22 protein-coding genes and 3 pseudogenes are annotated in these 26,007 nt (G+C 61.0%); 12 read left to right on the top strand and 13 right to left on the bottom strand.

Annotated elements, in window-relative coordinates; all coding sequences use genetic code 11:
* The first annotated feature begins 3 nt into the window (after positions 1–3).
* A complete protein-coding gene (locus BFP95_RS20290) occupies positions 4–435 on the top strand; it encodes a hypothetical protein (protein ID WP_065875146.1) in 432 nt (143 codons plus the stop codon).
* Here BFP95_RS20290 and BFP95_RS20285 read toward each other — a convergent pair.
* Positions 382–1,158 (bottom strand): TatD family hydrolase, encoded by a 777-nt coding sequence (locus BFP95_RS20285; protein WP_065910608.1) that lies wholly within the window; start codon positions 1,156–1,158, stop codon positions 382–384. The two genes, BFP95_RS20290 and BFP95_RS20285, sit on opposite strands and share 54 nt — an antisense overlap.
* 2 nt (positions 1,159–1,160) lie before the next feature.
* Positions 1,161–2,156, bottom strand: a complete 996-nt coding sequence (gene cra, locus BFP95_RS20280; protein ID WP_065910607.1) for a catabolite repressor/activator — start codon at positions 2,154–2,156, stop codon at positions 1,161–1,163.
* 292 nt (positions 2,157–2,448) lie between these two features.
* Here cra and ptsP point away from each other — a divergent pair, with 292 nt between their 5' ends.
* The 4 genes from ptsP (at position 2,449) to BFP95_RS20260 (ending at position 9,686) form a co-directional block, all read left to right on the top strand.
* Positions 2,449–5,307, top strand: coding sequence for a phosphoenolpyruvate--protein phosphotransferase (gene ptsP, locus BFP95_RS20275; RefSeq protein WP_065910606.1), 2,859 nt, complete (start codon positions 2,449–2,451; stop codon positions 5,305–5,307).
* A complete protein-coding gene (pfkB, locus tag BFP95_RS20270; protein ID WP_065875142.1) occupies positions 5,308–6,228 on the top strand; it encodes a 1-phosphofructokinase in 921 nt (306 codons plus the stop codon).
* An 11-nt stretch (positions 6,229–6,239) separates the two neighbouring features.
* Positions 6,240–7,952, top strand: coding sequence for a PTS fructose-like transporter subunit IIB (locus BFP95_RS20265; protein WP_065879629.1), 1,713 nt, complete (start codon positions 6,240–6,242; stop codon positions 7,950–7,952).
* A gap of 192 nt (positions 7,953–8,144) precedes the next feature.
* Entirely contained in the window at positions 8,145–9,686 is a 1,542-nt protein-coding gene (locus BFP95_RS20260; RefSeq protein ID WP_065910605.1) for an alkaline phosphatase D family protein, read from the top strand.
* A gap of 113 nt (positions 9,687–9,799) precedes the next feature.
* Here the strand turns inward: BFP95_RS20260 and BFP95_RS20255 are convergent, their stop codons facing one another.
* Both BFP95_RS20255 and BFP95_RS29590 read right to left on the bottom strand, forming a co-directional pair.
* Entirely contained in the window at positions 9,800–12,325 is a 2,526-nt protein-coding gene (locus tag BFP95_RS20255) for a PepSY domain-containing protein (protein WP_065910604.1), read from the bottom strand.
* A 181-nt stretch (positions 12,326–12,506) separates the two neighbouring features.
* Positions 12,507–12,642, bottom strand: a pseudogene (locus BFP95_RS29590) (hypothetical protein); the annotation flags it as partial.
* A 6-nt stretch (positions 12,643–12,648) separates the two neighbouring features.
* On the opposite strand from BFP95_RS29590, the pseudogene BFP95_RS20250 reads away from it, so the two are divergent.
* From BFP95_RS20250 to BFP95_RS29100, 3 genes and pseudogenes are all read left to right on the top strand, one after another.
* Positions 12,649–12,924 (top strand): annotated as a pseudogene (locus BFP95_RS20250) (sel1 repeat family protein); the annotation flags it as partial.
* A 65-nt stretch (positions 12,925–12,989) separates the two neighbouring features.
* A pseudogene (locus tag BFP95_RS20245) lies at positions 12,990–13,256 on the top strand (CopG family ribbon-helix-helix protein).
* Entirely contained in the window at positions 13,256–13,531 is a 276-nt protein-coding gene (locus tag BFP95_RS29100) for a type II toxin-antitoxin system RelE/ParE family toxin (protein ID WP_083214645.1), read from the top strand. The pseudogene BFP95_RS20245 and the gene BFP95_RS29100 overlap by 1 nt, the downstream one beginning before the upstream one ends.
* A gap of 55 nt (positions 13,532–13,586) precedes the next feature.
* Here BFP95_RS29100 and BFP95_RS20240 read toward each other — a convergent pair whose 3' ends face one another.
* The 5 genes from BFP95_RS20240 to BFP95_RS20220 all read right to left on the bottom strand — a co-directional run bounded on the left by BFP95_RS20240 (position 13,587) and on the right by BFP95_RS20220 (position 18,715).
* Entirely contained in the window at positions 13,587–14,750 is a 1,164-nt protein-coding gene (locus BFP95_RS20240; protein WP_032861941.1) for a type III PLP-dependent enzyme, read from the bottom strand.
* 478 nt (positions 14,751–15,228) lie between these two features.
* Positions 15,229–16,386, bottom strand: a complete 1,158-nt coding sequence (locus BFP95_RS20235) for an osmoprotectant ABC transporter ATP-binding protein OsmV (RefSeq protein WP_065875137.1) — start codon at positions 16,384–16,386, stop codon at positions 15,229–15,231.
* Positions 16,383–17,036, bottom strand: coding sequence for an ABC transporter permease (locus BFP95_RS20230; RefSeq protein ID WP_027604864.1), 654 nt, complete (start codon positions 17,034–17,036; stop codon positions 16,383–16,385). The genes BFP95_RS20235 and BFP95_RS20230 overlap by 4 nt, the downstream gene beginning before the upstream one ends.
* Before the next feature lie 12 nt (positions 17,037–17,048).
* A complete protein-coding gene (locus BFP95_RS20225; protein ID WP_065875136.1) occupies positions 17,049–17,942 on the bottom strand; it encodes a glycine betaine ABC transporter substrate-binding protein in 894 nt (297 codons plus the stop codon).
* Positions 17,943–17,962: 20 nt separating this feature from the next.
* On the bottom strand, positions 17,963–18,715 hold the full coding sequence (locus tag BFP95_RS20220; protein ID WP_371905293.1) for an ABC transporter permease: 753 nt from the start codon (positions 18,713–18,715) through the stop codon (positions 17,963–17,965).
* 295 nt (positions 18,716–19,010) lie between these two features.
* Between BFP95_RS20220 and BFP95_RS20215 the strand changes: the two genes are divergently transcribed.
* The 4 genes from BFP95_RS20215 (at position 19,011) to BFP95_RS20200 (ending at position 21,951) form a co-directional block, all read left to right on the top strand.
* Positions 19,011–20,594: a peptide chain release factor 3 gene (locus BFP95_RS20215; protein ID WP_049710031.1), complete on the top strand. Its 1,584-nt coding sequence runs from the start codon at positions 19,011–19,013 to the stop codon at positions 20,592–20,594.
* 193 nt (positions 20,595–20,787) lie between these two features.
* A complete protein-coding gene (locus tag BFP95_RS20210) occupies positions 20,788–21,210 on the top strand; it encodes a hypothetical protein (RefSeq protein ID WP_065890526.1) in 423 nt (140 codons plus the stop codon).
* A gap of 132 nt (positions 21,211–21,342) precedes the next feature.
* Entirely contained in the window at positions 21,343–21,600 is a 258-nt protein-coding gene (locus tag BFP95_RS20205) for a hypothetical protein (RefSeq protein WP_139114547.1), read from the top strand.
* Positions 21,601–21,696: 96 nt separating this feature from the next.
* Positions 21,697–21,951, top strand: a complete 255-nt coding sequence (locus BFP95_RS20200) for a hypothetical protein (RefSeq protein ID WP_065910602.1) — start codon at positions 21,697–21,699, stop codon at positions 21,949–21,951.
* Positions 21,952–22,064: 113 nt separating this feature from the next.
* Here the strand turns inward: BFP95_RS20200 and BFP95_RS20195 are convergent, their stop codons facing one another.
* Genes BFP95_RS20195 through BFP95_RS20180 form a run of 4 tightly spaced genes read right to left on the bottom strand, consistent with a single transcriptional unit; the run spans position 22,065 to position 25,947 of the window.
* The gene (locus BFP95_RS20195) at positions 22,065–23,036 is read right to left on the bottom strand and encodes a peptide ABC transporter ATP-binding protein (protein WP_016976250.1); all 972 of its coding nucleotides are present in this window, start codon (positions 23,034–23,036) and stop codon (positions 22,065–22,067) included.
* Complete coding sequence (locus BFP95_RS20190; protein ID WP_065875131.1) at positions 23,036–24,004, bottom strand: ABC transporter ATP-binding protein; 969 nt, start codon at positions 24,002–24,004, stop codon at positions 23,036–23,038. Before BFP95_RS20190 ends, BFP95_RS20195 begins: the two co-directional genes overlap by 1 nt.
* Before the next feature lie 10 nt (positions 24,005–24,014).
* A complete protein-coding gene (locus tag BFP95_RS20185) occupies positions 24,015–24,926 on the bottom strand; it encodes an ABC transporter permease subunit (protein ID WP_010213191.1) in 912 nt (303 codons plus the stop codon).
* Positions 24,927–24,936: 10 nt separating this feature from the next.
* Entirely contained in the window at positions 24,937–25,947 is a 1,011-nt protein-coding gene (locus BFP95_RS20180) for an ABC transporter permease subunit (protein WP_003171721.1), read from the bottom strand.
* Between the last annotated feature and the right edge of the window lie 60 nt (positions 25,948–26,007).

Genomic DNA, 26,007 nt, shown 5'->3' with positions numbered 1-26,007 from the left:
GCGATGACCGCTGCAATCGGCATCAAAGGGCACTGCGCCCATTGCAACATCACCTTTGAACTCAAGCCTTGGCAATTAAATGCCATTGCTATCGAAGAGCCATTCGATTGCCCGTACTGCCAGTGGATCTTGCGATTGAACTGCCCCCGGCAATTGCGTCAGTTCAAGTCCCTGGACCATTGGGCACTGGTGCGCCCAAGCATGGTGGTCTTGACCTGTATTGTGTTGATTGTGGTGCTGGTCGCGGAGTGGCTGGGGCTGATCAGTGTGATTGGCCAGTTCAACGTCTCGCTGGTGGTGCTGCTGGTGCATTTCCTGGCGTTGCGTTATGCCCGTTACCGCCAGCAGATAACGCTGGACCTGCAAGGGATCACGCCGAACCTACCAATTGAACAGCTCGCACGCATTGCGTGTGCTCGCCTCAGCCAGCAATAGGGAGCTGATACCCATGCGCTCGGCAAGGGCGGTGCAGATGGCTGGCAGGTGCTCGGGGCTGTTGCGTTGGCCGGGGAACATGGCCGGTGCCATATCGGGCGAGTCGGTTTCCAGCACCACCGCGTCGAGCGGCAGTTGCGCCAATACCTTGTGCATACGCAGGGCCTGGGGCCAGGTAGGGGCGCCGCCCAAACCCAGCTTGAAGCCGAGCTTGATGTACTCGCGGGCCTCTTCTTGGCTGCCGGCAAACGCATGGATGATGCCGCCACGGGGTAGGCGGATGCGCTTGAGGGTGGCGATCACCGCGGCGTGGCTGCGACGTACATGCAGTAACGCTGGCAATTGGAAGTCCACCGCCAGCTTCAGTTGAGCTTCAAACAGGCTCTGCTGGCGTTCGCGGTCCAGTTGCTCGAGAAAGTAATCCAGGCCGATCTCACCGACCGCACACAGTTGCCGGTGGCCGTGCAGGCGAGTCAGCCAGTCGCCCAATTCCGTCAGGTCGGCGGGGCGATGCTCATCGAGGTACACCGGGTGCAGGCCAAAGGCGGCGAACAAACCTTCGTCCGCTTGCACCAGATCCCACAGGCGCTGCCAATTCTGCTGATACACCCCCAGCACCACCATGCGGCGCACACCCAATGCCCGGCTACGACTGAGGACGTCCCGGCGGTCGCTGTCGAAATCCGCAAAGTCCAGGTGGGTGTGGGTGTCGATCAGCTCCACGCTCAGGCCTCGTGAATACGCTGCTTGAACGTCCGGCCAATGGCGTGCACGCCAGGTTGGTACTGCTCTTCTTCGATAGCGGCCAGGGCCAGGCGCAGGGCGGTTTCGGCGATCTGCTGATGTTGTTGGGCCATGGCGTTGACCGGCAACGGCAGGAAGTCCAGCAACTGGGTGTCACCAAACGTGCCCAGGCGCAGCGGGCGTGATTTGAGTGGGAAGTCATGCAACGCGTCGAACACGCCTTGCAGCAGCACGTAGGACGTGGTCACCAGCGCGTCAGGCAAATGCCCCAGTTGACGCAGAAGTTGCTCCATCAACTGTCGGCCAAAGTCGCGGCTGAACGCTTCGCCGTGTTCGACGATGACCTCGCCGGTGAAACCTTCGAGTGCTTCACGGAAACCAGCGGCACGCTCCTGGCTGATGCTCAGCTCGGGCCGTGCGCCGATCAGCACGATCTGCTTGGGCAGCGGTTGCAGCAGGCTGCTGGTCAATTGCTGGCACGCCTGGCGATCGTCGCTGACCACCGAGCAGAATTGATCCGCGCCCATCACCCGGTCGATGGCAATCACCGGCAACCCTTTGGCTTGTAGCTCGCGATAACTGTCATCGCTGGCCGGCAGGCAACTGGCCACAAACAACGCATCACAGCGGCGGGCGCGGAACAGTTGCAGTAATTGGCGCTCGCTGTCGGCGTCATCGTCGGAGCTGGCGATCAGCAACTGATAGCCACGCGCCCGTGCGCCTTGCTCCAGGAGCTTGGCGATGCGTGCGTAACTGGGGTTTTCCAGGTCGGGCAGGATAAAACCCAAGGTGCGCGTGTGCCGACTGCGCAGCCCGGCGGCCTGGGGGTTGGGGGTAAAGCCATGGGCTTCGACGACAGCACGCACCCGTTCGACGGTGGCGTTGCTGATGCGTTGCTGTTCGGCCTTGCCATTGATGACGTAGCTGGCGGTGGTCACGGACACACCGGCGAGACGTGCGATATCACTGAGTTTCAAACCGGGATTTCCTTGTTTTTTGGCGCTTGCCCCGACATTTTGTCCAATCGTAACCGATTCCTGTACACGACCAATGTCCTGGCTCAAGCGCCGAGCGGTTCTTCAAGGACAAGCAATTAACGCGTAGTCTTCCATAAAGTCTAGATTAAACGTTTCAGCCAGCGTATTTTTACGAAGATCGCGTCTGAGTAGCTACTGCCAATTGACTGCTCAGTCAGTATTGATGAACACCCCTTACACTGTTTGTTTAAAACAATACCTAGTGCGCCACCGCACTAACTAGGAGAACGGCATGCTTGAGCTCACTGTAGAGCAGATTTCCATGGGCCAGGTGGCTGTGGATAAATCTGCTGCCTTGCACCTGCTCGCTGAAAAACTGGTGGCCGATGGCCTGGTCGCCGAGGGTTACCTCAGCGGTTTGCAAGCCCGTGAAGCCCAGGGCTCGACCTTCCTCGGCCAAGGTATTGCCATCCCCCATGGCACCCCCGAAACCCGTGACTACGTATTTTCTACCGGTGTGCGCCTGCTGCAGTTCCCCGAAGGGGTGGACTGGGGTGACGGCCAGATCGTGTACCTGGCGATCGGCATTGCCGCTAAATCCGACGAACACCTGCGCCTGTTGCAACTGCTCACCCGGGCCCTTGGCGAAACCGATCTGGGCCAGGCACTGCGCCGTGCCGGCACTGCCGAAGCCTTGCTGAAGCTGCTGCAAGGTGCGCCGCAGGAGTTGGCACTGGATGCGCAGATGATCGGCCTGGGCGTGTCCGCCGATGATTTCGAAGAGTTGGTGTGGCGCGGCGCCCGCCTGTTGCGCCAGGCCGATTGTGTCAGCAACGGTTTCGCCGCCGTCCTGCAGCAGGTCGACGCACTGCCCCTGGGCGATGGCCTGTGGTGGTTGCACAGCGAGCAAACGGTCAAGCGCCCGGGCCTGGCGTTTGTCACGCCGGATAAACCTATGCGTTACCTCGGCCAGCCGCTCAATGGCCTGTTCTGCCTGGCCAGCCTGGGTGAAGCCCACCAGACGCTGCTTGAGCGCTTGTGTGCCTTGCTGATTGAAGGTCGCGGCCAGGAACTCGGCCGCGCCACCAGCAGCCGCGCGGTGCTTGAAGTGCTCGGCGGCGAACTGCCGCCGGACTGGCCGAGCGCGCGCATCACCTTGGCCAACGCCCACGGCTTGCATGCACGCCCGGCGAAGATCCTCGCGCAATTGGCGAAAAGTTTTGAAGGCGATATTCGCGTGCGTATCGTCGATGGCCCGGTGGGCGCCGTGTCGGTGAAAAGCCTGAGCAAACTGCTGAGCCTCGGCGCGCGTCGCGGCCAGGTGCTGGAGTTTGTCGCCGAGCCGACGATTGCTGGCGATGCACTGCCTGCGCTGTTGGCGGCGGTGGAAGAGGGTCTCGGCGAAGACGTTGAGCCGCTGCCGACCCTGAGCGCCCAGCTCGAAGTCCTCGACATTGAGCCGGTGCTCAGCGCGCCGCAGGCCGGCAGCCAGATCCAGGCCATCGCCGCCGCGCCGGGCATCGCCATTGGCCCTGCGCATATCCAGGTTCAGCAAACGTTCGATTACCCACTGCGCGGCGAGTCCGCCGCCATTGAGCGCCAGCGCCTGCAAAGCGCCCTGGCCGAGGTGCGCAGTGATATCCACGGGCTGATCGAACGCAGCCAATCCAAGGCTATCCGCGAGATTTTCATCACTCACCAGGAAATGCTCGACGACCCGGAACTGACCGACGAAGTCGACACCCGCCTCAAGCAAGGCGAGAGCGCCGAAGCGGCGTGGATGAGCGTAATCGAAGCCGCCGCCAAGCAGCAGGAGTCGTTGCAGGATGCTTTGCTCGCCGAACGTGCGGCTGACCTTCGTGATGTCGGCCGGCGCGTGCTGGCGCAATTGTGCGGCGTTGAGACGGTTCAGGCGCCAAGTGAACCTTACATTCTGGTCATGGACGAAGTCGGCCCGTCCGACGTTGCACGGCTTGATCCCTCGCGCGTCGCCGGTATCCTCACCGCCCGTGGTGGCGCTACCGCCCACAGCGCCATCGTCGCCCGTGCCCTCGGTATTCCCGCGCTCGTCGGTGCGGGTCCCGCCGTATTGCTGCTGGCCTCCGGTACGCCGTTGCTGCTGGATGGCCAACGCGGTCGCCTGCATGTCGACGCCGACGCTGCCACCCTGCAGCGCGCCACGGTTGAGCGCGACACCCGTGAGCAACGCCTGCAAGCCGCTTCGGCGCAGCGTCATGAACCTGCATTGACCCGTGACGGCCACGCCGTGGAAGTATTCGCCAACATCGGCGAAAGCGCCGGCGTTGCCAGCGCGGTGGAGCAGGGCGCCGAAGGTATCGGTTTGCTGCGTACCGAACTGATTTTCATGGCCCACCCGCAAGCGCCGGACGAAGCCACCCAGGAAGCCGAGTACCGCCGCGTGCTCGATGGCCTCGGTGGTCGCCCATTGGTCGTTCGTACCCTTGATGTGGGCGGTGACAAGCCGCTGCCGTATTGGCCGATTGCCCAAGAAGAAAACCCTTTCCTTGGCGTGCGCGGCATTCGCCTCACCTTGCAACGCCCGCAGATCATGGAAGCGCAATTGCGCGCATTGCTGCGCTCGGCGGACAACCGCCCACTGCGCATCATGTTCCCCATGGTCGGCAGCGTCGACGAATGGCGCGCGGCCCGCGACATGACCGAGCGCCTGCGCCTGGAAATCCCCGTGGCCGACCTGCAACTGGGCATCATGATCGAAGTGCCATCGGCCGCTTTGCTTGCGCCGGTATTGGCCAAGGAAGTCGACTTCTTCAGCGTCGGCACCAACGACCTGACCCAGTACACCCTGGCCATCGACCGCGGCCACCCGACCTTGTCGGCTCAGGCCGACGGCCTGCATCCGGCGGTGTTGCAACTGATCGATATCACCGTGCGCGCCGCCCATGCCCATGGCAAATGGGTGGGGGTGTGCGGTGAGTTGGCGGCGGACCCGCTGGCGGTGCCGGTGTTGATCGGCCTGGGGGTGGATGAGTTGAGCGTGTCGGCCCGCAGCATTCCTGAAGTGAAGGCGCGCGTGCGCGAATTCAGTCTGAGCGAGGCCCAGGGCCTGGCGCAAAAAGCACTCGCGGTGGGCTCGCCCGCCGAAGTGCGTGCCCTAGTGGAGGCCGTGTAGATGGCAAGGATTCTGACCCTGACGCTGAACCCGGCGTTGGACCTGACGATACGCCTGGCGCGCCTGGAACCGGGTGAAGTAAACCGCAGCGAAACCGTGCTCACCCATGCCGCCGGCAAGGGCGTGAATGTGGCGCAGGTGCTGGCGGATTTGGGCCATCACGTGAGCGTGGGTGGTTTTCTCGGTGCGGCAAACCCCGCGGCGTTTGATGCACTGATTGCCAGCCGTGGGTTTGGCGACGCGTTCATTCGCGTGCCGGGCGAAACCCGGAGCAACATCAAGATTGCCGAACAGGACGGCCGCGTTACCGACATCAATGCGCCGGGGCCTGTGGTGAGTGAGCAAGCGCAACGAGAACTGCTCAAGAGGGTGGCGATGATCGGCCCTGAATTCGATGCGGTCGTGGTGGCCGGCAGCTTGCCGCGCGGCGTCAGCCCGCAATGGTTTCAGGGCTTGCTCGAGGAACTCAAGGCGCTCGGTTTGAAAGTCGCCCTGGACACCAGTGGCGAAGCGCTGCGCGCTGGCTTGAAGGCTGGCCCATGGATGGTCAAACCCAACACCGAAGAGCTGGCCGAAGCCTTGGGTAATGCCACGGACGCCATCAACCAGTTGCATCAACAGGGCGTGGAGCATGTGGTGGTTTCCGACGGCGCCGCCGGCGTGACCTGGTACAGCCCGGCCGGGGCGCTGCATGCCACGCCGCCACAGGTGACGGTCGCCAGTACCGTCGGCGCCGGCGACTCGCTGCTGGCCGGGATGCTGCACGGTGTGCTCAGTGGCGATACGCCGGAGCACACCCTGCGCCGGGCCACGGCGATTGCCGCCATGGCGGTTACGCAGATTGGTTTTGGCATCAGCGATGACGCGCAGTTGGCGCGTCTCGAAAGCGGCGTACACGTACGCCCGCTGACAGAACAATAAGAGGGTTTGTGATGAAGTTAGCCATTGTTACTGCCTGCCCGAACGGCATGGTCACCAGTGTGCTGTGCGCCCGCTTGTTGGACGCTGCCGCGCAGCGCCAGGGCTGGAGCACCAGCGTTGAGGTGGTGGATGTGCAGCGCCCGGAACGCCAGTTGTCCCAGGCCACAATCGACGACGCTGAGTGGGTGTTGCTGGTCAGCAGCACCCCTGTCGACATGCAACGGTTTGTCGGCAAGCGCGTGTTCCAGAGTACCCCGGCCCAGGCGCTGGCGGATGTCGACGCCGTGTTGCGTCGCGGCGCCGAAGAGGCGCAGGTCTACGTTGCGGCTGCACCTGTAGCCAAAAATACACCGCGCATCGTCGCGATTACTGCCTGCCCAACGGGCGTCGCCCACACCTTCATGGCCGCCGAAGCCTTGCAGCAGACGGCCAAGCGTTTGGGCTACGACTTGCAGGTCGAAACCCAGGGTTCGGTCGGCGCACGCACGCCATTGAGTCCGGAAGCTATTGCCAATGCCGACGTGGTGCTGCTGGCGGCCGATATTGAAGTGGCCACCGAGCGCTTCGCCGGCAAGAAGATCTACCGCTGCGGCACCGGTATTGCCCTCAAGCAATCCGAAGCCACCCTCAACAAGGCCCTCGCCGAAGGTGCCGTGGAAAGCGCGGCCAGCGGCGCGGTGGCCAAGAAAGAAAAAACCGGTGTGTACAAACACCTGCTGACCGGCGTGTCGTTCATGTTGCCGATGGTGGTGGCGGGCGGGTTGTTGATTGCGTTGTCGTTCGTGTTCGGTATTCACGCGTTTGAACAAGAGGGCACCCTCGCCGCTGCGCTGAAAACCGTCGGCGATCGCGCCTTCATGCTGATGGTGCCGCTGCTGGCGGGCTACATCGCCTACTCGATTGCCGACCGTCCTGGTATTGCGCCGGGGATGATCGGCGGCCTGTTGGCGGGCACCCTGGGCGCGGGTTTTATCGGCGGCATCCTCGCCGGTTTCCTCGCAGGCTACTGCGTCAAGTTCATCTCGCGTGCGGTGCAATTGCCGCAAAGCCTGGAAGCGCTCAAGCCGATCCTGATCATCCCGTTGCTGGCAAGCCTGTTCACCGGCCTGGCGATGATCTACCTGGTGGGCCCACCGGTGGCGCGTCTGCTCACGGGCCTTACTGACTTCCTCAGCACCATGGGCACCACCAATGCGGTGCTGCTGGGCATCCTGCTGGGCGGCATGATGTGCGTCGACCTCGGCGGGCCGATCAACAAGGCGGCGTATGCGTTTTCGGTCGGCTTGCTGGCGGCGTCCAGCGGTGCGCCGATGGCCGCGACCATGGCCGCCGGCATGGTGCCGCCCATTGGCATGGGCATCGCTACGTTCCTGGCGCGACGCAAGTTCGCCCAGGCCGAACGCGAAGCCGGCAAGGCGGCGATGATCCTCGGCATGTGCTTTATTTCTGAAGGCGCGATCCCGTTTGCCGCCAAGGACCCGCTGCGCGTGATCCCGGCCAGCATCGCCGGCGGCGCCCTGACCGGCGCGCTGTCGATGTACTTCGGCTGCAAACTGGCGGCGCCCCATGGTGGGTTGTTTGTGCTGATCATCCCGAATGCGATGAACCATGCGCTGCTGTATCTGCTGGCGATTGTTGCGGGTAGTTTGTTGACCGGTTTGGTCTACGCGTTGATCAAGCGCCCTGAAGCGGTCGAACTGGAGATGACACCTACCAAGGCCTGACTCGGTTTAAAAGTGTGGGAGCTGGCTTGCCTGCGATAGCGGTGGGTCAGCTTGCAAATTTGTTACTGATACACCGCTATCGCAGGCAAGCCAGCTCCCACATTTGATCTTCATTGTCTGTGGGGCTGGTGTCATATCTGCTTCATGCCGCCGTGGTTTAGTTTCCCTTTTGATCCTCAAGAGGGCACCTGCATGAGCCACTTCGATCTCGGTCGCCGCCGCGTGATGCAAGCTGTCGGTGCCGGGCTGTTATTACCGGGCCTGGCCCCGGCAGTGATCGCCTCCGTGAAGGACCGCCCGCAACTCACTGACGGTGTGCAGTCCGGCGACCTGCTCGGCGACCGCGCGATGATCTGGAGCCGCAGCGACCGCCCCGCGCGCATGGTGGTGGAGTGGGACACCCGCAGCGTATTCAGCAACCCGCGCAAATTCATCTCGCCGCTTGCCGACAACCGCACAGACTTTACCGCCCGCGTCGAACTCACCGGGTTGCCCGCCGACCAGGCGATTTTCTACCGTGTGCATTTCGAAGACGCCCAGACCGGTGTTGCCAGCGAACCCTGGTTCGGCCACTTGCGCAGCGTGCCGCAACAGCGCCGCGATATCCGTTTTGTGTGGAGCGGCGACACCGTCGGCCAAGGCTTCGGCATCAACCCGGACATCGGCGGCATGCGCATCTACGAAGCCATGCGCCTGCGCCTGCCGGATTTCTTTATCCACAGCGGCGACACCATCTACGCCGACGGCCCGGTACCGGCGCAGCTTAAGGTTGAAGATGGGCGTATCTGGCGCAATATCACCACCGAAGCCAAGAGCAAAGTCGCCGAAACCCTGGATGAGTATCGCGGTAATTACCGCTACAACCTGATGGACGAAAACGTGCGGCGCTTCAACTCCGAGGTGCCGCAGATCTGGCAATGGGACGACCACGAAGTGGTGAACAACTGGTCGCCGAGCAAGCAGCTCGATGAGCGTTACCAGACCAAGGACATCAACACCTTGGTCGGCCGCGCACGCCAGGCCTGGCTGGAATATTCCCCGATGCGCCGGCAAAGCGCAGATGGCGGTGGGCGGATTTATCGCAAGCTCAGTTATGGTCCGTTGCTGGATGTGTTCGTGCTGGATATGCGCAGCTATCGTGGCCCCAACGATGACAACCTGGGCGGCGAAAAACCCTTCCTCGGTCGTGAGCAATTGGACTGGCTCAAGGGCGAACTCAAGGCGTCCAAGGCGCAGTGGAAAGTGATCGCCGCCGACATGCCCATCGGTCTTGGCGTGCCTGACGGTGAATTGAACCCCGGTGTAGCGCGTTGGGAAGCCATCGCCAACAACGACCCGGGTGCGCCGCAAGGTCGCGAGTTGGAAGTCGCCGAATTACTGGGCTTTTTAAGGGCTCAGAAGGTGCGCAACCATGTGTGGTTGACAGCGGATGTGCACTACTGCGCCGCGCATCATTACCACCCGGATCGCGCGGCGTTCCAGGATTTCGAGCCGTTCTGGGAGTTTGTCGCCGGGCCACTGAACGCAGGGAGTTTCGGGCCTAATCCACTGGATAAAACCTTTGGGCCCGAGGTGGTGTTCGAGAAGGCACCACCGGCGCAAAACACCTCACCGTTTGCCGGGTTCCAGTTTTTTGGCGAGGTGCAGATTGATGGGCGGACGGCGGAATTGACGGTCATCCTTCGTGATTTGGATGGCGTATCAGTGTTCGAGCAAAAACTCCAACCAGCCTGATTGGAATGCAATCAAAACTGTGGGAGCTGGCTTGCCTGCGATAACGGTAGTGAATTCACCCTCGCTATCGCAGACAAGCCAGCTCCCACATTGATCTCATTGTCTATGAGGGATCAGTAGACATCCCGGCGGTAGCGACCTTGCTCGATCAACCGCTCTACAGCTTCACTGCCGAGAATATCCACCAGCGCCTGATCCACCCCAGCCGCCATCCCCTGCAAACTCCCGCACACATAAATCGCCGCGCCATCCGCCAGCCACTTACGCAGCACATCGGCCGATTCACGCAGGCGATCCTGCACATAGATTTTCTCTGCCTGATCGCGGGAAAACGCCAGGTCCAGCAACGCCAGATCACCACTGGCCAACCAGCCCTGCAATTCGTCCTGGCAGAGGAAGTCGTGGGCGATATTGCGTTCGCCGAACAGCAGCCAGTTGCGTTGCTGCCCATCGGCAATCCGCGCCTTGAGCAAGCTGCGCAGGCCTGCCAGGCCGGTGCCGTTGCCCAGCAGGATCAGTGGCACCGGTGCCTCCGGCAGGTGGAAGCCACTGTTGCGACGCAGGCGCAGGCTGACGCTTGATCCGATGGCGGCGTGCTCGGTGAGCCAGCCACTGGCCAACCCCAGGCTGCCGTCGGGGTGGCGTTCCTGGCGCACGATCAACTCCAGCACGCCCTCGCTGGCAATCGAGGCGATGGAGTATTCGCGCATGCCCAGGGGCACCAGCGCGTTCACCAGGGCCTGGGCGTGCAGGCCGACCAAGTGGGTGCGGTTGTCCGGCAGTTGGCGCGTGGCGAGCGCTTGGTTGAGGGACTGCGGCATGCCGTCGATCAATACGCCATCGCTGCCGGCCAGGCCGAGGCCGGCGAGGAAGTGTTCGATGGCCCAGGGGCAATTGCGTGGTAGCACTTCCACCAGATCACCGGCTTGCCAGCTTTGCGGCGAAGGCGAGGTGAGGCCCAGCAAATACACGTTCGAGCCGCTGCTGTCGCGGTTGAGCAGGGTGCGTTGGCTGAGCGTCCAGTTTTCGTACTGGGCGGTCGGCCAGGCTGCCACGGGGGCGTGGCCTGTGAGTTGTCCAAGCTGTTGTTGCCAGTGCAGCAGGGCGGTGGTGTCGCCGTTGTCCACTTCCACGGGCGCGAACAGGGGGTTGCCGCCCTGGTTGGTCAGCCAGAAACTCAGGCGCCGTGCAAAACCGCAGAAGTGTTCGTATTGGCGGTCACCCAAGGCCAGTACCGAGTAGTTCAGGCCTTTGAGGGACAGGTCCTGGCCGAGCACGCTGCGCTCGAAACCACGGGCGCTGTCGGGGGCTTCGCCGTCACCGAAGGTGCTGACCACGAACAACGCATTTTCTGACTGACGCAGGTCATCCTGGCTGACGCTGCCCAGGGGCTGCACCTTCACCGCCAAGCCTGCCGCTTGTAGTTGCCCGGCGGTCTGCCAGGCCAGTTGTTCGGCAAAACCGCTCTGGCTGGCAAAGCCGATCAGCCAGGCCGGGGCATCGCTGGTATTGGCCGTGAGCCCTTGCCGTGCATCGCGCACCTGGCGTTTTTTGCGACGACGGTCCAGGTAGAGCAGCCAGCCGGTGATGAAGAACAACGGCATCAGCAATGAGCTGACCGTGAGGATAATCCGCCCTGTCAGGCCAAAGTAGCTGCCGGTGTGCAGCGCATAAACGCTGGTCAGCAATTGGGCGCCGAGCGTCTTGCTGGCGTATTGGTCGTGGGATTTAACCTCGCCGGTGGCCGGGTCCAGGTTGATCTGGTTCAGCGCGCGGTCATGGGGCGAGTTGCTCAGCAGGTAGTAGACCGTGGCGGGTTGCCCCGCGACCGCTGGCATGCGGATGTTATAGGCACTCAAACCTGGGCCGGCGTTGCTGTAGATACTGCTCCAGATTGCGTCGTAGTTGGCCACTGGCGCCGCACCGTCGGGCGCCGGGCCGCGCTTGCGAACCCTTTCATTGTGAGGCGCGTCGGACAACAGTTTGGTCAGGCCCTGGCTGTACCAGTCGTAGGACCAGGTCAGCCCGGTCAGCGCCGACAGCAGATAGGCCAGCAAGCACCAGGTGCCGAATACCGAGTGCAGGTCCCAGTTGAAGCTGCGCCCCTTTTTGCGCCAGTCCAACGTCAGCCAGGCCCTCCAGCTCGCCACTTGGCGCGGCCAGCGCAGGTACAAGCCGGAGAGGCAGAAGAACACCAGGATCAGCGTGCAGGCGCCGGTGATCTGCCGGCCGGTTTCGCCCATGACCAGGAAACGGTGCAGTTGCAGGATAAAACCGAACGCGTCCTGGCCGACGGCGTCGCCCATGTAGTCGCCGGTGTAGGGGTCGAAGTAGCGCATCTGGCCACGGCGCTCGCCGGGCGGCGGGGTGAAGAACACGCGTGCAGCGTTACCGCTTTCGCTTTCCACCCAGAGCATGGACACGGTCTTGCCTTCAGTGGCCTCCAGCTTGCGCACCAGCTCGGCGGGCGGCAGCACACCCGCTTCGCGTTTCTCGACGCTCAGTACCGTGGGGTTGAGCGCCCGCAGAATCTCATCCTGAAACGAGACCGCAGCTCCGGTGGTCCCCATCAAGGCCAGCACCAGCCCGGCAGTAATGCCAAAGAACCAGTGCAACTGGAACAGGGTTTTCTTCAACACGTCTGACCGCCTCGTCTATCTGAATATGTAGGGCACGGCGCGCATTATGCCGTGGCTTGTCGAGAAACATTCTGTGTAACACGCAAAAGCCCCACGCATCTGATGCGTGGGGCTTTTTGCTGCGTGGCGCTGCTGTTTAAAAGTGGAAGCTGGTGGTCAACAGTGCCGTACGACCGGCCGCCTAGTTGGCGAAGTGGGTCGAGAATGCCTTGTCGTAGTAAACCTTGTCGGTCAGGTTTTGCACGTTCAATTGAAGGTCGACGTTCTTGGTCAGCTCGTAGCTGGCCAAGAACGTCGTAGCGGGTGTAGGACGGTACGTATACGCCGTGGACTGGTACCGACGCTCAGCCGAAGGCGGGGATTTTCGCGGGCAGTTCAGCTACGCGGCGGTGCTGGCGGACAGAGGCCAGATCGATGCGGCGTTAGTGTGGTTGCGCAAGGCGTTGGCGGGCGGGAATCTGAGGTTTTTGCGGGTGGCGCATAAAGCGCTTTTAAAAGCAAAGCAACCAGAGATCCACTCCGTAGCAGAGGAGTTTGAGGTGCAAATTGCTCGATTAAACGATGAGCGGCCGAGCATTGAGGTTGTTGTCCGAGCGTAAATCACTATGATTAGGTGTGATTCAGTTTTAATCATGTATCTCGCATCGATGCGGAGAGAGGGTTTATGGGGGCGGACACCAAAGTACTGACAGCTCACGTCCCCACGGCGCTGGCGCAAAAGGTCGATCAGATGGCGGCGCGAATGGATCGTTCTTGAGGTTGGATCGTCAAGCAAGCCCTCGCCGATTGGGTTGATCTTGAAGAGGAGCGCAGCCGGCTCACGCGGGAGGCTATGGCCGATGTTGACGCTGGTCGTGTGATTGACCAGCAGGCAGTGCAAGCTTGGGCTGACAGTTTGAGCACCGATACGCCGTTGCCGGTGCCGCGTTGATGGAGTTGAAGTGGACTAGTAGAGCCTTATCAGACCTGGCTCGGCTTTTCGACTTCCTCGCTGTAGTCAATCGACAGGCTGCGGCACGCACCGTGCAGTCTCTGTCCCAAGCACCTACGAGTTTGCTGACTAATCTACGTCTAGGTGAGCGAGTCGAAGAATTCGAACCACGCGATGTAAGAGGGCTTTTAGTGGGCCGGTACGAGATGAGGTATGAGATTCAAGAATCCACAAGCTATATCTTGCGCTTGTGGCTCGTCCGCGAAGCTCGATGATTTTTACTCATAAAAAAACCCATGACACGTCATGGGTTTTTTATTGGCAGTACGCTTACACGTAGAACGACTTCAACGGCGGGAACCCATTGAACTCAACCGCGCTGTAGCTGGTGGTGTAAGCGCCGGTCGACAGCCAGTACAAACGATCACCAATCGCCAGGTTCAGCGGCAAGCCGTACTTGTAGTTTTCGTACATGATGTCGGCGCTGTCGCAGGTCGGGCCGGCGATGACCACTTCTTCCATCTCGCCTTTCTTCTCGGTCCAGATCGGGAACTTGATGGCTTCGTCCATGGTTTCGATCAGGCCGGAGAACTTGCCCACGTCCGTGTACACCCAGCGCTCGACGGCGGTGCGCGATTTACGCGCGACCAGCACCACTTCGCTGACCAGGATACCGGCGTTGGCAATCAACGAACGGCCCGGCTCAAGGATGATTTCCGGCAGTTCATCGCCAAAGTCTTCCTTGAGGAAACGGATGATTTCTTCGGCGTAGGTTTCCAGGCTGTTGGTGCGGGTGATGTAGTTGGCCGGGAAGCCACCGCCCATGTTGATCAGCTTGAGGTGAATGCCGTCTTCTTCTTTCAGGCGTTCGAAGATCACCTTGACCTTGGCGATCGCCGCGTCCCATACGCTGATGTCGCGCTGTTGCGAGCCAACGTGGAACGAGATGCCGTAAGGCACCAGGCCCAGGTCGCGGGCGAGGATCAGCAGGTCCATGGCCATGTCGGTCTGGCAGCCGAATTTGCGCGACAAAGGCCAGTCAGCCGTGGTCGAGCCTTCGGTGAGGATACGCACATACACTTTCGAACCCGGCGCGGCCTTGGCGATGTTGCGCAGGTCGGCTTCGGAGTCGGTAGAGAACAGGCGCACGCCCTTCTCGTAGAAGTAGCGGATGTCCTTGGATTTCTTGATGGTGTTGCCGTAGCTGATACGGTCGGCGCTGACGCCACGGTCCATCACTTTGTCCAGCTCGTAGATCGAGGCGATGTCGAAGCTCGAACCTTTGTCCTTGAGCAGGTCGATGATCTCGACGGCCGGGTTGGCCTTGACTGCGTAGTAGACCTTGGCGAATTCGAAACCGGCGCGCAGGTCATCGTAGGCCTGGCTGATCATCGCGGTGTCGATCACCACGAATGGGGTTTCCTGTTTGTCGGCGAACGCCTTCATTTTGTCAAAGGTGGCGCGCGCGAAATAATCTTCGACGTTGATCGACATGCTGGGAACTCCTAAGGGCAAACTGGTTTGATCAATGGGTGCAAATGAACGTCCTCCGTATCCCCACTTTGGTTCGCCTACTTCCCAAGGCTTGTCGCCGAAAGCAAAAAGGCCATGGGCGTAACCGCTTCCCTTGGCCTTGCTGTCTCGTCGTCAGTACTTGAGCCGGATGGATCGTTTCCAGCATGGACGTTCGGCGCGAACTTTAGGGCTTGATGGGCGTGGGATCAACTAAAAATGTCGCGTTTTTGCACGCGTTCGTCGCGAGGACCGGTACAGCTACTTATGTAACCGACAGGTGTGACGGAATGATGTTCCCCGAATGGGGTAAATCGATGGGATTTGCTGACACCCAGCAGATCCAAATGTGGGAGCGGGCTTGCTCGCGAATGCGGTGGGTCAGCCAGCACATTTGGCGACTGATACACCGCATTCGCGAGCAAGCCCGCTCCCACAGTTTTAACCGAGGGGTGTCAGATCAGGCCAGGGCGCTTTCGGCAGGCGACACAATACTGGTCTTGCCCCCACGCGACTTACCCGAACTCAGGTACTCGGCAATCGACTCCTGCGTCACCTCGCCCAGGAACACCCGCTCCGCATCCATCACCGGCAACCACGAGCGGTTGAACTCGTACATGCGCGACAACAGGATGCGCAAATGCTCGTCATACGCCGCCGTGGCGTTGAATTCGCGCAGGTATTGGCCGCAAGTACCGGTCTGACGGTGCAGGTCGCGACGTCGTACATACCCCAGCGCCTTGTTCTCGGCACAGGTGACCACCACATAGCGGCGGTCAGTTTCATCCATCAATTCCAATGCTTCGGCCACCGGTGTTTCCGGGCTCACAGACGGCGCGTTATCCGCCGCGTCTTCGGCTTTCACCAGCAACAGGCGCTTGAGGGTGCTGTCCTGGCCCACGAAGTTGCTGACGAACTCGTCGGCCGGGTGCGCCAGCAAAGTGTCCGGGTGATCGATCTGCAGCAGCTTGCCGGCGCGGAAGATCGCGATCTTGTCGCCCAGCTTGATGGCTTCGTCGATGTCGTGGCTGACCATGATCACGGTCTTGTTCAGCGCGCGTTGCATCTCGAAGAATTCGTTCTGGATCATCTCGCGGTTGATCGGGTCGACCGCGCCGAACGGCTCATCCATCAGCAGCAGCGGCGCATCGGCCGCCAACGCACGGATCACGCCGATACGCTGTTGCTGGCCACCCGACAATTCGCGGGGGTAGCGATGCAGGTACTGCTTGGGTTCCAGCTTGATCATGCTCATCAACTCGCGGGCGCGGTCGTGGCATTTCTGCTTGTCCCAGCCCAGCAATTTGGGCACGACCACGATATTTTCCTCGATGGTCATGTTCGGGAACAGGCCGATCTGCTGGATCACATAACCGATGTTGCGGCGCAGGGTCACTTCGTCGAGGTCGGTGGTGTCTTCGCCGTTGATCAGAATCTTGCCCGAGGTGGGCTTGATCAGGCGGTTGATCATTTTCAGTGTGGTGCTCTTGCCGCAGCCCGAAGGGCCGAGGAATACGCAAATCTCGCCTTCGTTGACGGTCAGGCTTACGTCGTTGACGGCGGAAACAGTCTTGCCGTTGCTTTGAAAAGTCTTGGTCAGGTTTTGAAGTTCGATCATTTGAGCAGTCCTTTTGGAGTCAGCGAGCGTTGCAGCCATTGCAAAAGCAGGTCGGCGAAGATGGCCAGGAGACTGACCAGCACGGCGCCAACGATCAGCATCGACATGTCGCTGCGGCTGATGGAAGCCAGAATAAGTACACCCAGGCCACCGGCGCCGATGGTGGCGGCGATGGTCATTACACCAATGTTCATCACCACGGCGGTGCGTACACCGGCGAGGATCACCGGCACGGCGATAGGCAGCTCGACCATGCGCAGGCGCTGGCCGAAGGTCATGCCGATGCCTTTGGCGGCTTCACGGATGCCCGGTTCCACACCGGTGAGGGCGAGGTAGGTGTTACGCATGATCGGCAACAGGGAGTAGAGGAACACGGCGGTGATCGCCGGCATTGGCCCCAGGCCCTGGCCGAACTTGGAGTAGAACGGCAACAACAGGCCGAACAGGGCGATAGACGGCACCGTCAGCAAAACCGTGGCACTGGCTTGCAATGGGCCGGCCAGCGTCGGGAAACGTGTCATCAGCACGCCCAGCGGCACGCCTACGACGATTGCCAGGATCACGGCGATGCCAACCAGGGTGATGTGCTGCCAGGTCAGGTGCAGGACCTGGGCCCAATCAAGATGGGAAAAGGCGTTCAGGAATTCCATGTCTTCTCCTCTTTAGTTGATGGGGTGTTGGCGCAGGAAATCGGCGGCAACAGCGGATGGGCTTTCATGGCCGACGTCGACCCGCGCGTTCAGCTCGCGCATGGTTTTATCGTCGAACAGATCGGCCAACGGCTTGAGTTCAGCGGCCAATTGCGGATGTTTGTCGAGATAGTCCTGACGGATCACCGGCGCAGCGGTGTAGTCCGGGAAGTAGTGCTTGTCGTCTTCCAGCAGCTTCAATTTGAAGGCATTCAGGCGACCGTCGGTGGTGTAGACCAAGCCGGCAAACACTTGGCCATTTCGCAGCGCGGTGTAGACCAGGCCGGCGTCCATCTGCCGGGTGTTTTTGCGGGTCAGGTTCATGTCGTACAGCTTGACCATGCCACCCATGCCGTCGGAACGGTTGGCGAACTCGGTGTCCAGGGCCACCAGGCGCGTGCCTTTGGTTTTTTCCGCCAGGGCTTGGGTCAGGTCGCTGATGTTATTGATCTGCGGGAATTCCTTGGCCACGTTCTCGGGCAACGCCAGCGCATAGGTGTTGCTGAAGCGCGACGGCGAGAGCCAGACCAGGCCTTTTTTGGCGTCGAGTTCTTTCACCCGAGCGTAGGACTGTTCGCTGTCGAGTTTTTCGTCGACATGGTTGTAGGCCACCAGCGACACGCCGGTGTATTCCCACAGCAGGTCCAGTTGCCCGCTTTCCTGGGCACTGCGCGCCAGGTTGCTGCCCAGGCCGCCGGTCACCTGGGTTTGATAGCCCTTGGTGCGCAGGTACTGGGAGGTGATTTCGGCCAGCAGGGTCTGTTCGGTGAACACCCGGGCGCCGATGCGGATCAACGGTTTTTCAGCGGCTTGCGCAATGCCTGCAAACAGCAGCACGCAGCTCAATATCAGAGTCAGTCTTTTCATGTGATTTCCTTTGCCAAGCCTTAAGACGGACGCAACCCGCGTTCCAGCCAGAGGCGGCTGGCCATGGTCACCAGACCGTCAAGCAGCAACGCCAGCAACGCGGTGCACGCGGCGCCGAGCAGCAATTGCGGCTGATTGTTCAGGGCGATACCGGGGAAGATCAGGCTGCCCAGGCTGTTGGCACCAATCAGGAACGCCAGCGGTGCGGTGCCGACGTTGATCGCCAGGGCCACGCGCACGCCGCCGATGATGATCGGCACGGCGTTGGGCAATTCCACGCGAAACAGCACCTGGCGCGGCGTCATGCCGATGCCGGTGGCGGCTTCTTTCAGCGAGCCTTGAACGTTTTTCAGGCCTTCGTAGGTGTTGCGCACGATAGGCAGGAGGGAGGCGAGGAACAGCGCGAAAATGGCCGGGCCGCTGCCGATGCCAAGGACGCCGAGGGCGATGGCCAGTACGGCCAGGGGCGGGACGGTGTTACCGATGTTGAAGATCTGCATGAAGCGTTCTGCGCGCCCGACCATGTTCGGTCGGCTGAGCAGGATACCGGCGGGGATGCCCACAATCAGGGCGGCCAGCATGGAGACTAGAACCAGGATCAAATGAGCTTGCAGGTAAAACAACAAATCGTCGCGGTACAGTTCGATCGTGTTGATGCCGATCCAGTGGATCAGCAGGGCCAGGAGAGCGACGACAACCGCTCCTCCCATAAGCCCTTTGCCATAGCGAATAGCCACAGGCGGACTCCTTTTTTCTTCTGTCGGCGCCCACATTCTCCGGCGGCAATGCCATTCCTGGCTGCCTCTGAATGTGGTCGCGAAATGCAGCTCGCCGATACCGGCAACGCGGTATGCGATCGAGCCATGAGCGCAGCCTCGTCAGGCTAACTTGCTGATTTATCAGCCCCTGTTCCGAGTGCGATAGCAGGGGAGTGGACGTCTCTACCTTTTAAAAGGTTCCACACTTGGCAGCATTTAGCCACCCCCAATGGGCTGAACGGTGGTCTGGCCGCCCGGGTTTGCGCTATACTCGCCGCCCTTTTTTGACTCACCTGCCAGGCGATTTCCCATGACCCACCAGGCCGCCGAAGTCGCGAAACGCCGCACTTTCGCCATTATTTCCCACCCCGATGCCGGTAAAACCACCATCACCGAGAAGCTGTTGCTGATGGGCAAGGCAATCGCGGTGGCCGGCACGGTGAAATCCCGCAAGTCCGACCGCCATGCCACCTCTGACTGGATGGAAATGGAAAAACAACGGGGTATTTCCATTACCACGTCGGTCATGCAATTCCCGTATCGCGACCACATGGTCAACCTGCTCGACACCCCGGGCCACGAAGACTTCTCCGAAGACACCTATCGCACCCTGACCGCGGTCGACTCCGCGCTGATGGTCCTCGACGGCGGTAAAGGTGTCGAGCCACGGACCATCGCGCTGATGGACGTGTGCCGTCTGCGTGACACGCCGATCGTCAGCTTCATCAACAAACTCGACCGCGACATCCGCGACCCGATCGAGCTGTTGGATGAAATCGAAGCCGTCTTGAAGATCAAGGCCGCGCCGATCACCTGGCCGATTGGTTGCTACCGCGACTTCAAGGGCGTGTACCACCTGGCCGACGACTACATCATTGTCTACACCGCCGGCCACGGTCACGAGCGCACCGACGTCAAGATCATCGAGAAACTCGATTCGGACGAAGCCCGCGCCCACCTGGGTGACGAGTACGACCGCTTCGTCGACCAGCTGGAACTGGTGCAGGGCGCCTGCCATGAGTTCAATCAGCAAGAATTCCTCGACGGCCAACTGACCCCGGTGTTCTTCGGGACGGCCTTGGGCAACTTCGGTGTCGACCACGTGCTCGACGCCGTCGTCGATTGGGCGCCGAAGCCTTTGGCCCGCGTCGCCAACGAGCGCACCGTTGAGCCTGTGGAAGAGAAATTCACCGGCTTCGTGTTCAAGATCCAGGCGAACATGGACCCGAAACACCGTGACCGCATTGCCTTCATGCGCATCTGCTCCGGCCGATACGAAAAAGGTATGAAGATGCGCCACGTGCGCACCGGCAAGGACGTGCGCATCGGCGACGCCCTGACGTTCTTCTCCTCCGAGCGTGAACAGCTCGAAGAAGCCTACGCCGGCGACATTATCGGTCTGCACAACCACGGCACCATCCAGATCGGCGACACCTTCACCGAAGGCGAAGCGCTGGGCTTCACCGGTATCCCGCACTTCGCCCCGGAACTGTTCCGCCGCGTGCGCCTGCGCGACCCGCTGAAATCCAAGCAACTGCGCCAAGGCTTGCAGCAACTGGCGGAAGAGGGCGCCACCCAGGTGTTCTTCCCCGAGCGCAGCAACGACATCATCCTTGGTGCCGTCGGTGTGCTGCAGTTCGATGTGGTCGCCAGCCGCTTGAAAGAGGAATACAAGGTCGAATGCTCCTACGAGCCGATCACCGTGTACTCCGCGCGCTGGATCGATTGCAGCGATAAGAAGAAGCTGGAAGAGTTCTCCAACAAAGCCGTGGAAAACCTGGCGATCGACGGCGGTGGTCACCTGACCTACCTGGCGCCAACGCGGGTCAACCTGGCGCTGATGGAAGAGCGTTGGCCGGATGTGAAATTCCGTGCGACCCGCGAACACCACTGAGTTCTTATCGGGTGGACTAAAAAACCTCACAGGCGCGAGTCTGTGAGGTTTTTTTTCGGCTGCGCAAGAGCCTGTTGACATGGCTGTCCGCTGTCAGAGTTGACAGTAGACGCTGGATTTGGGGTGAACTAGTTTGTGAACTCACAGACATGTGTTCCCGCGTTCCGCAGGTCATTTCAACAGGAGAAAGGTCATGACGGTTCAATTAGATGCAGGGCAAGTCAGGTTCAAAGATAGCAGCCATGCAAACCTGATATTTCAAGGTGCGTCTAATATGTATGACGCAGGGGGCGGCGGTGTAATAACGGCCGGTTCTCCCGATCAGAACGCGGGTTCTATTCAGTTGTTCTGGACAGGGTTGGAGCTATGGTTATCCGGTAGCCCATTGAGTACCGAGCTGAGATTTGAGTACATGCCAAGAGTTGATAATGGGCGTAAATGGAATGGGAGAGCGGGTGTTCTGAATGGTGTCATCAGCCACTCAGGGGCCTTGGCAATCGTCAGTTTCAAGGTCACGGTTCATCGTGATGGCTCACCGACGGAAACCCGTGACATTGAGGGGGGGGTATACTGTGACCGCTTCACCGGGGCGCAGAATCCTTCCTCCAACGGATGAACCTGTGTGGTTGCTTAAGTCGCCATTTTCGCCTGAAAGGCTCGGCTGGGAGAACGTATCCATTTGCACAACCCGTGCATCAGGTCTAGCGTTTCGGATGCGGCCTTACCCACGACTGAAAAGGAGACCTCCTTGCCAAGTGTTCGACGCACCCTCCGTCTGATGTTTTTGGGGGGCTTGGGACTTTCCATCGCCTGGGCCCACACCACGGCACTCGCAGACGCTGGAACGCCTGCATGGAAAGACACCGGCCCTGTCAGCAAGCGTAAGCAACAAGAAGTCAACTCCGGCAGCTGGCAGCCCCAAGCCCAGCCCGCCCCGAAGGAGGACCAGGAAAACCCCTACAACGAAGGCGAAGACAGCGAAACCTACGACGACGGCGACACCTGAGGCCTGGCGTAAACCCGGCATTGGGACTAGCGTCAACGCTGGCGACGGTGAACGGCTGTCGCGTGGGATTTACCTACTGACTGGGCGGAATCAACCATGAGTATTTTTCAACGAGTCGTGCTGTTGATAAAGGTGCTGGTGCTGTTGTCGTTAGGGACGTCGACGGCCTGGGCGCAAAATCCGGTGCACAGCGGTCTTGTGTCTTCGGGGCATAGCCAAGATCTGCAGTTGGCCAAATCCGAAGCTGAACCCGGCGATCAGGACCAGGGCGGCAGCGAGGGTGACGACGACTCCACCACAGACGGCCCCGACAGCGATGCCCCTGACGATGAAGGCGACAGCCAAACGTAGGCATCGCCAAAAAGAAAGCCCCTCCCGCCAAGCTGATGCGCAACCTGATGGGAAGGGCTGTAGAACACGTGCAATGCCCTGGGCTCAAGACTCAGGGCATTTTTGTTGCAGGGTCAGGCGACAAATTGCTCCGCATAGTGGCAAGCCACCTGGCGGTTATCCAAGGCGCGCAGTTGCGGCTCCTCGGTGCTGCACCGCGCGGTCGCGTACGGGCAGCGCTTGTGGAAAGCGCAGCCGGGCGGCGGGTTCAGCGGGTTGGGCAGTTCGCCGACGATCTTGATCTTCGGCTTGTTCGGGTCCGGGTGAATGGTCGGGGTCGCCGACAGCAACGCCTGGGTGTACGGGTGCAGCGGGCGGGCGTAGATGTCTTCCTTGGGGCCGACTTCCACCGGGCGACCGAGGTACATCACCATCACGTCATCGGCAACGTGTTGCACCACGGCTAGGTTGTGGGAAATGAACACGTAGGCCGTGTTGAATTCCTGCTGCAGGTCCATGAACAGGTTCAGCACCTGGGCCTGGATTGACACGTCGAGTGCAGAGGTTGGCTCATCCGCCACCAGCACTTTCGGTTGCAGCATCATCGCGCGGGCGAGGGCGATACGCTGGCGCTGACCACCGGAGAACATGTGCGGGTAACGCTGATAATGCTCAGGGCGCAGGCCCACTTGCTTCATCATCGCCTGCACTTTCTCGCGGCGTTCGGCGGCGGACAGGTTGGTGTTGATCAGCAGCGGCTCGCCGAGTTGATCGCCGACTTTCTGCCGTGGGTTCAACGAGGCGTAGGGGCTTTGGAACACCATCTGCACGTCTTTGCGCAATTGCTTGCGCTGGGCCTTGTCGGCGCCGGCGACTTCCTGGCCGGCGATTTTCAAGGACCCGGAAGACGGCTCTTCAATCAGCGTCAGCGCACGGGCCAGGGTGGATTTGCCGCAACCCGACTCGCCAACAACGGCGAGGGTCTTGCCGGCCTCCAGCTCAAAGGACACGCCATTCAGCGCACGTACCAAGGCATGGCCCTTGAACAGGCCACGGGACACTTCATAGTGACGAGTAAGGTCGCGGGCGGTAAGAACGACGGCCATTACGCCACCTCCTGGTTCAAGGGGTAGAAGCAACGTGCAAGGCTGTGGCTTTTCGGGTCAAGTCCGGGCCGCTGGGTGCGGCAGGATTCCTGCACGTACGGGCAACGGGGTGACAGCAGGCAACCTTGCGGGCGGTCATAACGACCAGGAACGATACCCGGCAGCGTGGCCAGGCGCGTGGCGCCGAGGCTGTGCTCGGGGATCGCCTTGAGCAGCGCTTCGCTGTACGGGTGCGCCGGAATGTCGAACAACTGCGGCACCTGGCCGACTTCCACGGCTTGGCCGGCGTACATCACGCACACACGCTGGGCAGTTTCCGCCACGACCGCGAGGTCGTGGGTGATCAGCACCAGACCCATGTTCTGTTCTTTCTGCAGGGCCAGCAGCAGTTCCATGATCTGCGCCTGGATGGTCACGTCCAGCGCGGTGGTCGGTTCGTCGGCGATCAGCAGTTTCGGCTCGCCGGCAATCGCCATCGCGATGGCTACACGCTGGCTCATACCACCCGACAGTTGGTGCGGGTAGGCATCCATACGGCTGGCGGCGCCTGGGATTTCAACCTTTTCCAACAGTTCGATGGCACGCTTGCGCGCTTGCTTGCCGGACATCTTCAAATGCAGGCGCAGTACTTCTTCGATCTGGAAACCCACGGTGTAGCTGGGGTTCAGCGCGGTCATCGGGTCCTGGAACACCATCGCCAGGTCTTTGCCGACGATCTGGCGACGCTGGCGGTTGCTCAGCTTGAGCATGTCCTTGCCGTCGAAGTTCAGCGCGTCGGCGGTGACGATGCCGGGATGCTCGATCAGGCCCATCAGCGCCATCATGGTCACGGATTTACCCGAGCCCGACTCGCCAACGATCGCCAGTACCTCGCCTTTGTCGACCGAAATGTCGAGGCCATCGACCACCGGCACGGCGGTCTTGTCGCCGAAGCGGACGTTGAGATTCTTGATTTCTAACAGTGACATGGGAATCTCCTCAGGCGGCGTTCTTGAGTTTCGGGTCCAGCGCATCGCGCAGGCCGTCACCCATCAAGTTGATTGCCAGCACGCTGAGCAAAATGGTCAAACCAGGCAGGCTCACCACCCACCAGGCGCGTTCGATGTAGTCACGGGCCGACGCCAGCATGGTCCCCCACTCTGGGGTTGGCGGTTGTACGCCGAGGCCAAGGAAGCCCAGGGCCGCGGCATCGAGGATCGCCGAAGAGAAACTCAAGGTGGCCTGTACGATCAGCGGCGCCATGCAGTTGGGCAGCACGGTGATGAACATCAGGCGTGGCAGGCCGGCGCCGGCGAGGCGGGCGGCGGTCACGTAGTCACGGTTCAGTTCGCCCATCACCGCCGCGCGGGTCAGACGCACGTAGGACGGCAACGAGACGATAGCGATGGCGATCACGGTGTTGATCAGGCCAGGGCCGAGGATCGCGACAATGGCAACGGCCAGCAGCAGCGAGGGCAAGGCCAGCATGATGTCCATCAAACGCATGATGGTCGGGCCGAGCAAGCGTGGGAAGAACCCGGCGAACAGACCCAGCAGGATCCCCGGGATCAGCGACATCACCACCGACGACAAACCGATCAGCAACGACAGACGCGAGCCCTGAATCAGGCGCGAGAGCAAATCACGGCCCAATTCGTCGGTGCCCAACAGGAACTGCATCTGCCCGCCTTCCAGCCAGGCCGGCGGGGTCAGCAGGAAGTCGCGGTATTGCTCGCTTGGGTTATGCGGCGCAACCCAGGGCGCGAAGATCGCGCAGAACACAATCAGCAACATGAACAACAGGCCGGCAACCGCGCCCTTGTTCTTGGAGAAGGCTTGCCAGAATTCTTTGTACGGGGACGGGTACAGCAGGCTTTGATCGACTGCTGACACTGGAGTAGGTGTGGTCATGGTCTTGATCTCAGCGCTGGTGACGGATGCGTGGGTTGGCGAAGCCGTAGAGGATATCCACCACGAAGTTCACCAGGATCACCAGGCAGGCGATCAGCAGAATGCCGTTTTGCACCACCGGGTAGTCCCGCGCGCCAATGGCTTCGATCAGCCATTTGCCGATGCCGGGCCACGAGAAGATGGTTTCGGTCAAAACCGCACCGGCCAGCAGCGTGCCGACTTGCAGGCCGACCACGGTCAATACCGGGATCAACGCGTTACGCAGGCCGTGTACGAATACCACGCGCGCCGGCGACAGGCCCTTGGCCTTGGCGGTGCGGATGTAGTCTTCGCGCAGTACTTCGAGCATCGACGACCGGGTCATCCGCGCGATCACTGCCAGCGGGATGGTGCCAAGCACGATGGCCGGCAGGATCAGGTGGTGCAGTGCATCCCAGAACGCGTCTGGCTCGTCAGCCAGCAGGGTGTCGATCAGCATGAAGCCGGTGCGCGGCTCGATGTCGTAGAGCAGGTCGATACGCCCGGAAACCGGGGTCCAGCCCAGGCTCACCGAGAAGAACATGATCAGGATCAGGCCCCACCAGAAGATCGGCATCGAATATCCCGCCAGGGAGATGCCCATCACCCCGTGGTCGAACAGGGATCCTCGTTTAAGTGCCGCGATCACCCCGGCCAGCAGGCCCAGGATACCGGCGAACAACAGGGCGGCCATGGACAGTTCCAGGGTCGCCGGGAAGAGGGCGGTGAATTCGGTCCACACGCTGGTCCGGGTCCGCAGCGATTCGCCAAGGTCGCCTTGGGCGAGCTTGCCGACATAGTCCAGATATTGCGCATACAACGGCTTGTTAAGGCCAAGGCGTTCCATTGCCTGTGCGTGCATCTCGGGGTCGACTCGTCGTTCGCCCATCATGACTTCGACGGGGTCGCCAGGGATCATGCGAATCAACGCAAACGTCAGCAACGTGATGCCGAAGAACGTGGGGATCAGTAACCCCAGTCGGCGGGCAATAAAACTAAACATCTTGTTGTGTACCTCAATCAGCCGGTTAGGCAGGTCCGGCGCCGTCAATAGCGACGGCGC

This window comes from Pseudomonas sp. 58 R 12 (genome assembly GCF_900005865.1).
GTDB classification, from domain to species: Bacteria; Pseudomonadota; Gammaproteobacteria; order Pseudomonadales; family Pseudomonadaceae; genus Aquipseudomonas; species Aquipseudomonas tritici.
The sequence above is the reverse complement of the archived record's forward strand: the minus strand, read 5'-3'. Positions and strand labels throughout refer to the sequence as shown.

Excerpts from the sequence above, each read along its gene's own strand:
- BFP95_RS20290 (WP_065875146.1), top strand. The coding sequence starts at position 4 with ATGACCGCTGCAATCGGCATCAAAGGGCACTGCGCCCATTGCAACATC.
- ptsP (WP_065910606.1), top strand. The coding sequence starts at position 2,449 with ATGCTTGAGCTCACTGTAGAGCAGATTTCCATGGGCCAGGTGGCTGTG.
- pfkB (WP_065875142.1), top strand. The coding sequence starts at position 5,308 with ATGGCAAGGATTCTGACCCTGACGCTGAACCCGGCGTTGGACCTGACG.
- BFP95_RS20265 (WP_065879629.1), top strand. The coding sequence starts at position 6,240 with ATGAAGTTAGCCATTGTTACTGCCTGCCCGAACGGCATGGTCACCAGT.
- BFP95_RS20260 (WP_065910605.1), top strand. The coding sequence starts at position 8,145 with ATGAGCCACTTCGATCTCGGTCGCCGCCGCGTGATGCAAGCTGTCGGT.
- BFP95_RS29100 (WP_083214645.1), top strand. The coding sequence starts at position 13,256 with ATGGAGTTGAAGTGGACTAGTAGAGCCTTATCAGACCTGGCTCGGCTT.
- BFP95_RS20240 (WP_032861941.1), bottom strand. The coding sequence starts at position 14,750 with ATGTCGATCAACGTCGAAGATTATTTCGCGCGCGCCACCTTTGACAAA.
- BFP95_RS20235 (WP_065875137.1), bottom strand. The coding sequence starts at position 16,386 with ATGATCGAACTTCAAAACCTGACCAAGACTTTTCAAAGCAACGGCAAG.
- BFP95_RS20230 (WP_027604864.1), bottom strand. The coding sequence starts at position 17,036 with ATGGAATTCCTGAACGCCTTTTCCCATCTTGATTGGGCCCAGGTCCTG.
- BFP95_RS20225 (WP_065875136.1), bottom strand. The coding sequence starts at position 17,942 with ATGAAAAGACTGACTCTGATATTGAGCTGCGTGCTGCTGTTTGCAGGC.
- BFP95_RS20220 (WP_371905293.1), bottom strand. The coding sequence starts at position 18,715 with ATGTGGGCGCCGACAGAAGAAAAAAGGAGTCCGCCTGTGGCTATTCGC.
- BFP95_RS20215 (WP_049710031.1), top strand. The coding sequence starts at position 19,011 with ATGACCCACCAGGCCGCCGAAGTCGCGAAACGCCGCACTTTCGCCATT.
- BFP95_RS20210 (WP_065890526.1), top strand. The coding sequence starts at position 20,788 with ATGACGGTTCAATTAGATGCAGGGCAAGTCAGGTTCAAAGATAGCAGC.
- BFP95_RS20200 (WP_065910602.1), top strand. The coding sequence starts at position 21,697 with ATGAGTATTTTTCAACGAGTCGTGCTGTTGATAAAGGTGCTGGTGCTG.
- BFP95_RS20195 (WP_016976250.1), bottom strand. The coding sequence starts at position 23,036 with ATGGCCGTCGTTCTTACCGCCCGCGACCTTACTCGTCACTATGAAGTG.
- BFP95_RS20190 (WP_065875131.1), bottom strand. The coding sequence starts at position 24,004 with ATGTCACTGTTAGAAATCAAGAATCTCAACGTCCGCTTCGGCGACAAG.
- BFP95_RS20185 (WP_010213191.1), bottom strand. The coding sequence starts at position 24,926 with ATGACCACACCTACTCCAGTGTCAGCAGTCGATCAAAGCCTGCTGTAC.
- BFP95_RS20180 (WP_003171721.1), bottom strand. The coding sequence starts at position 25,947 with ATGTTTAGTTTTATTGCCCGCCGACTGGGGTTACTGATCCCCACGTTC.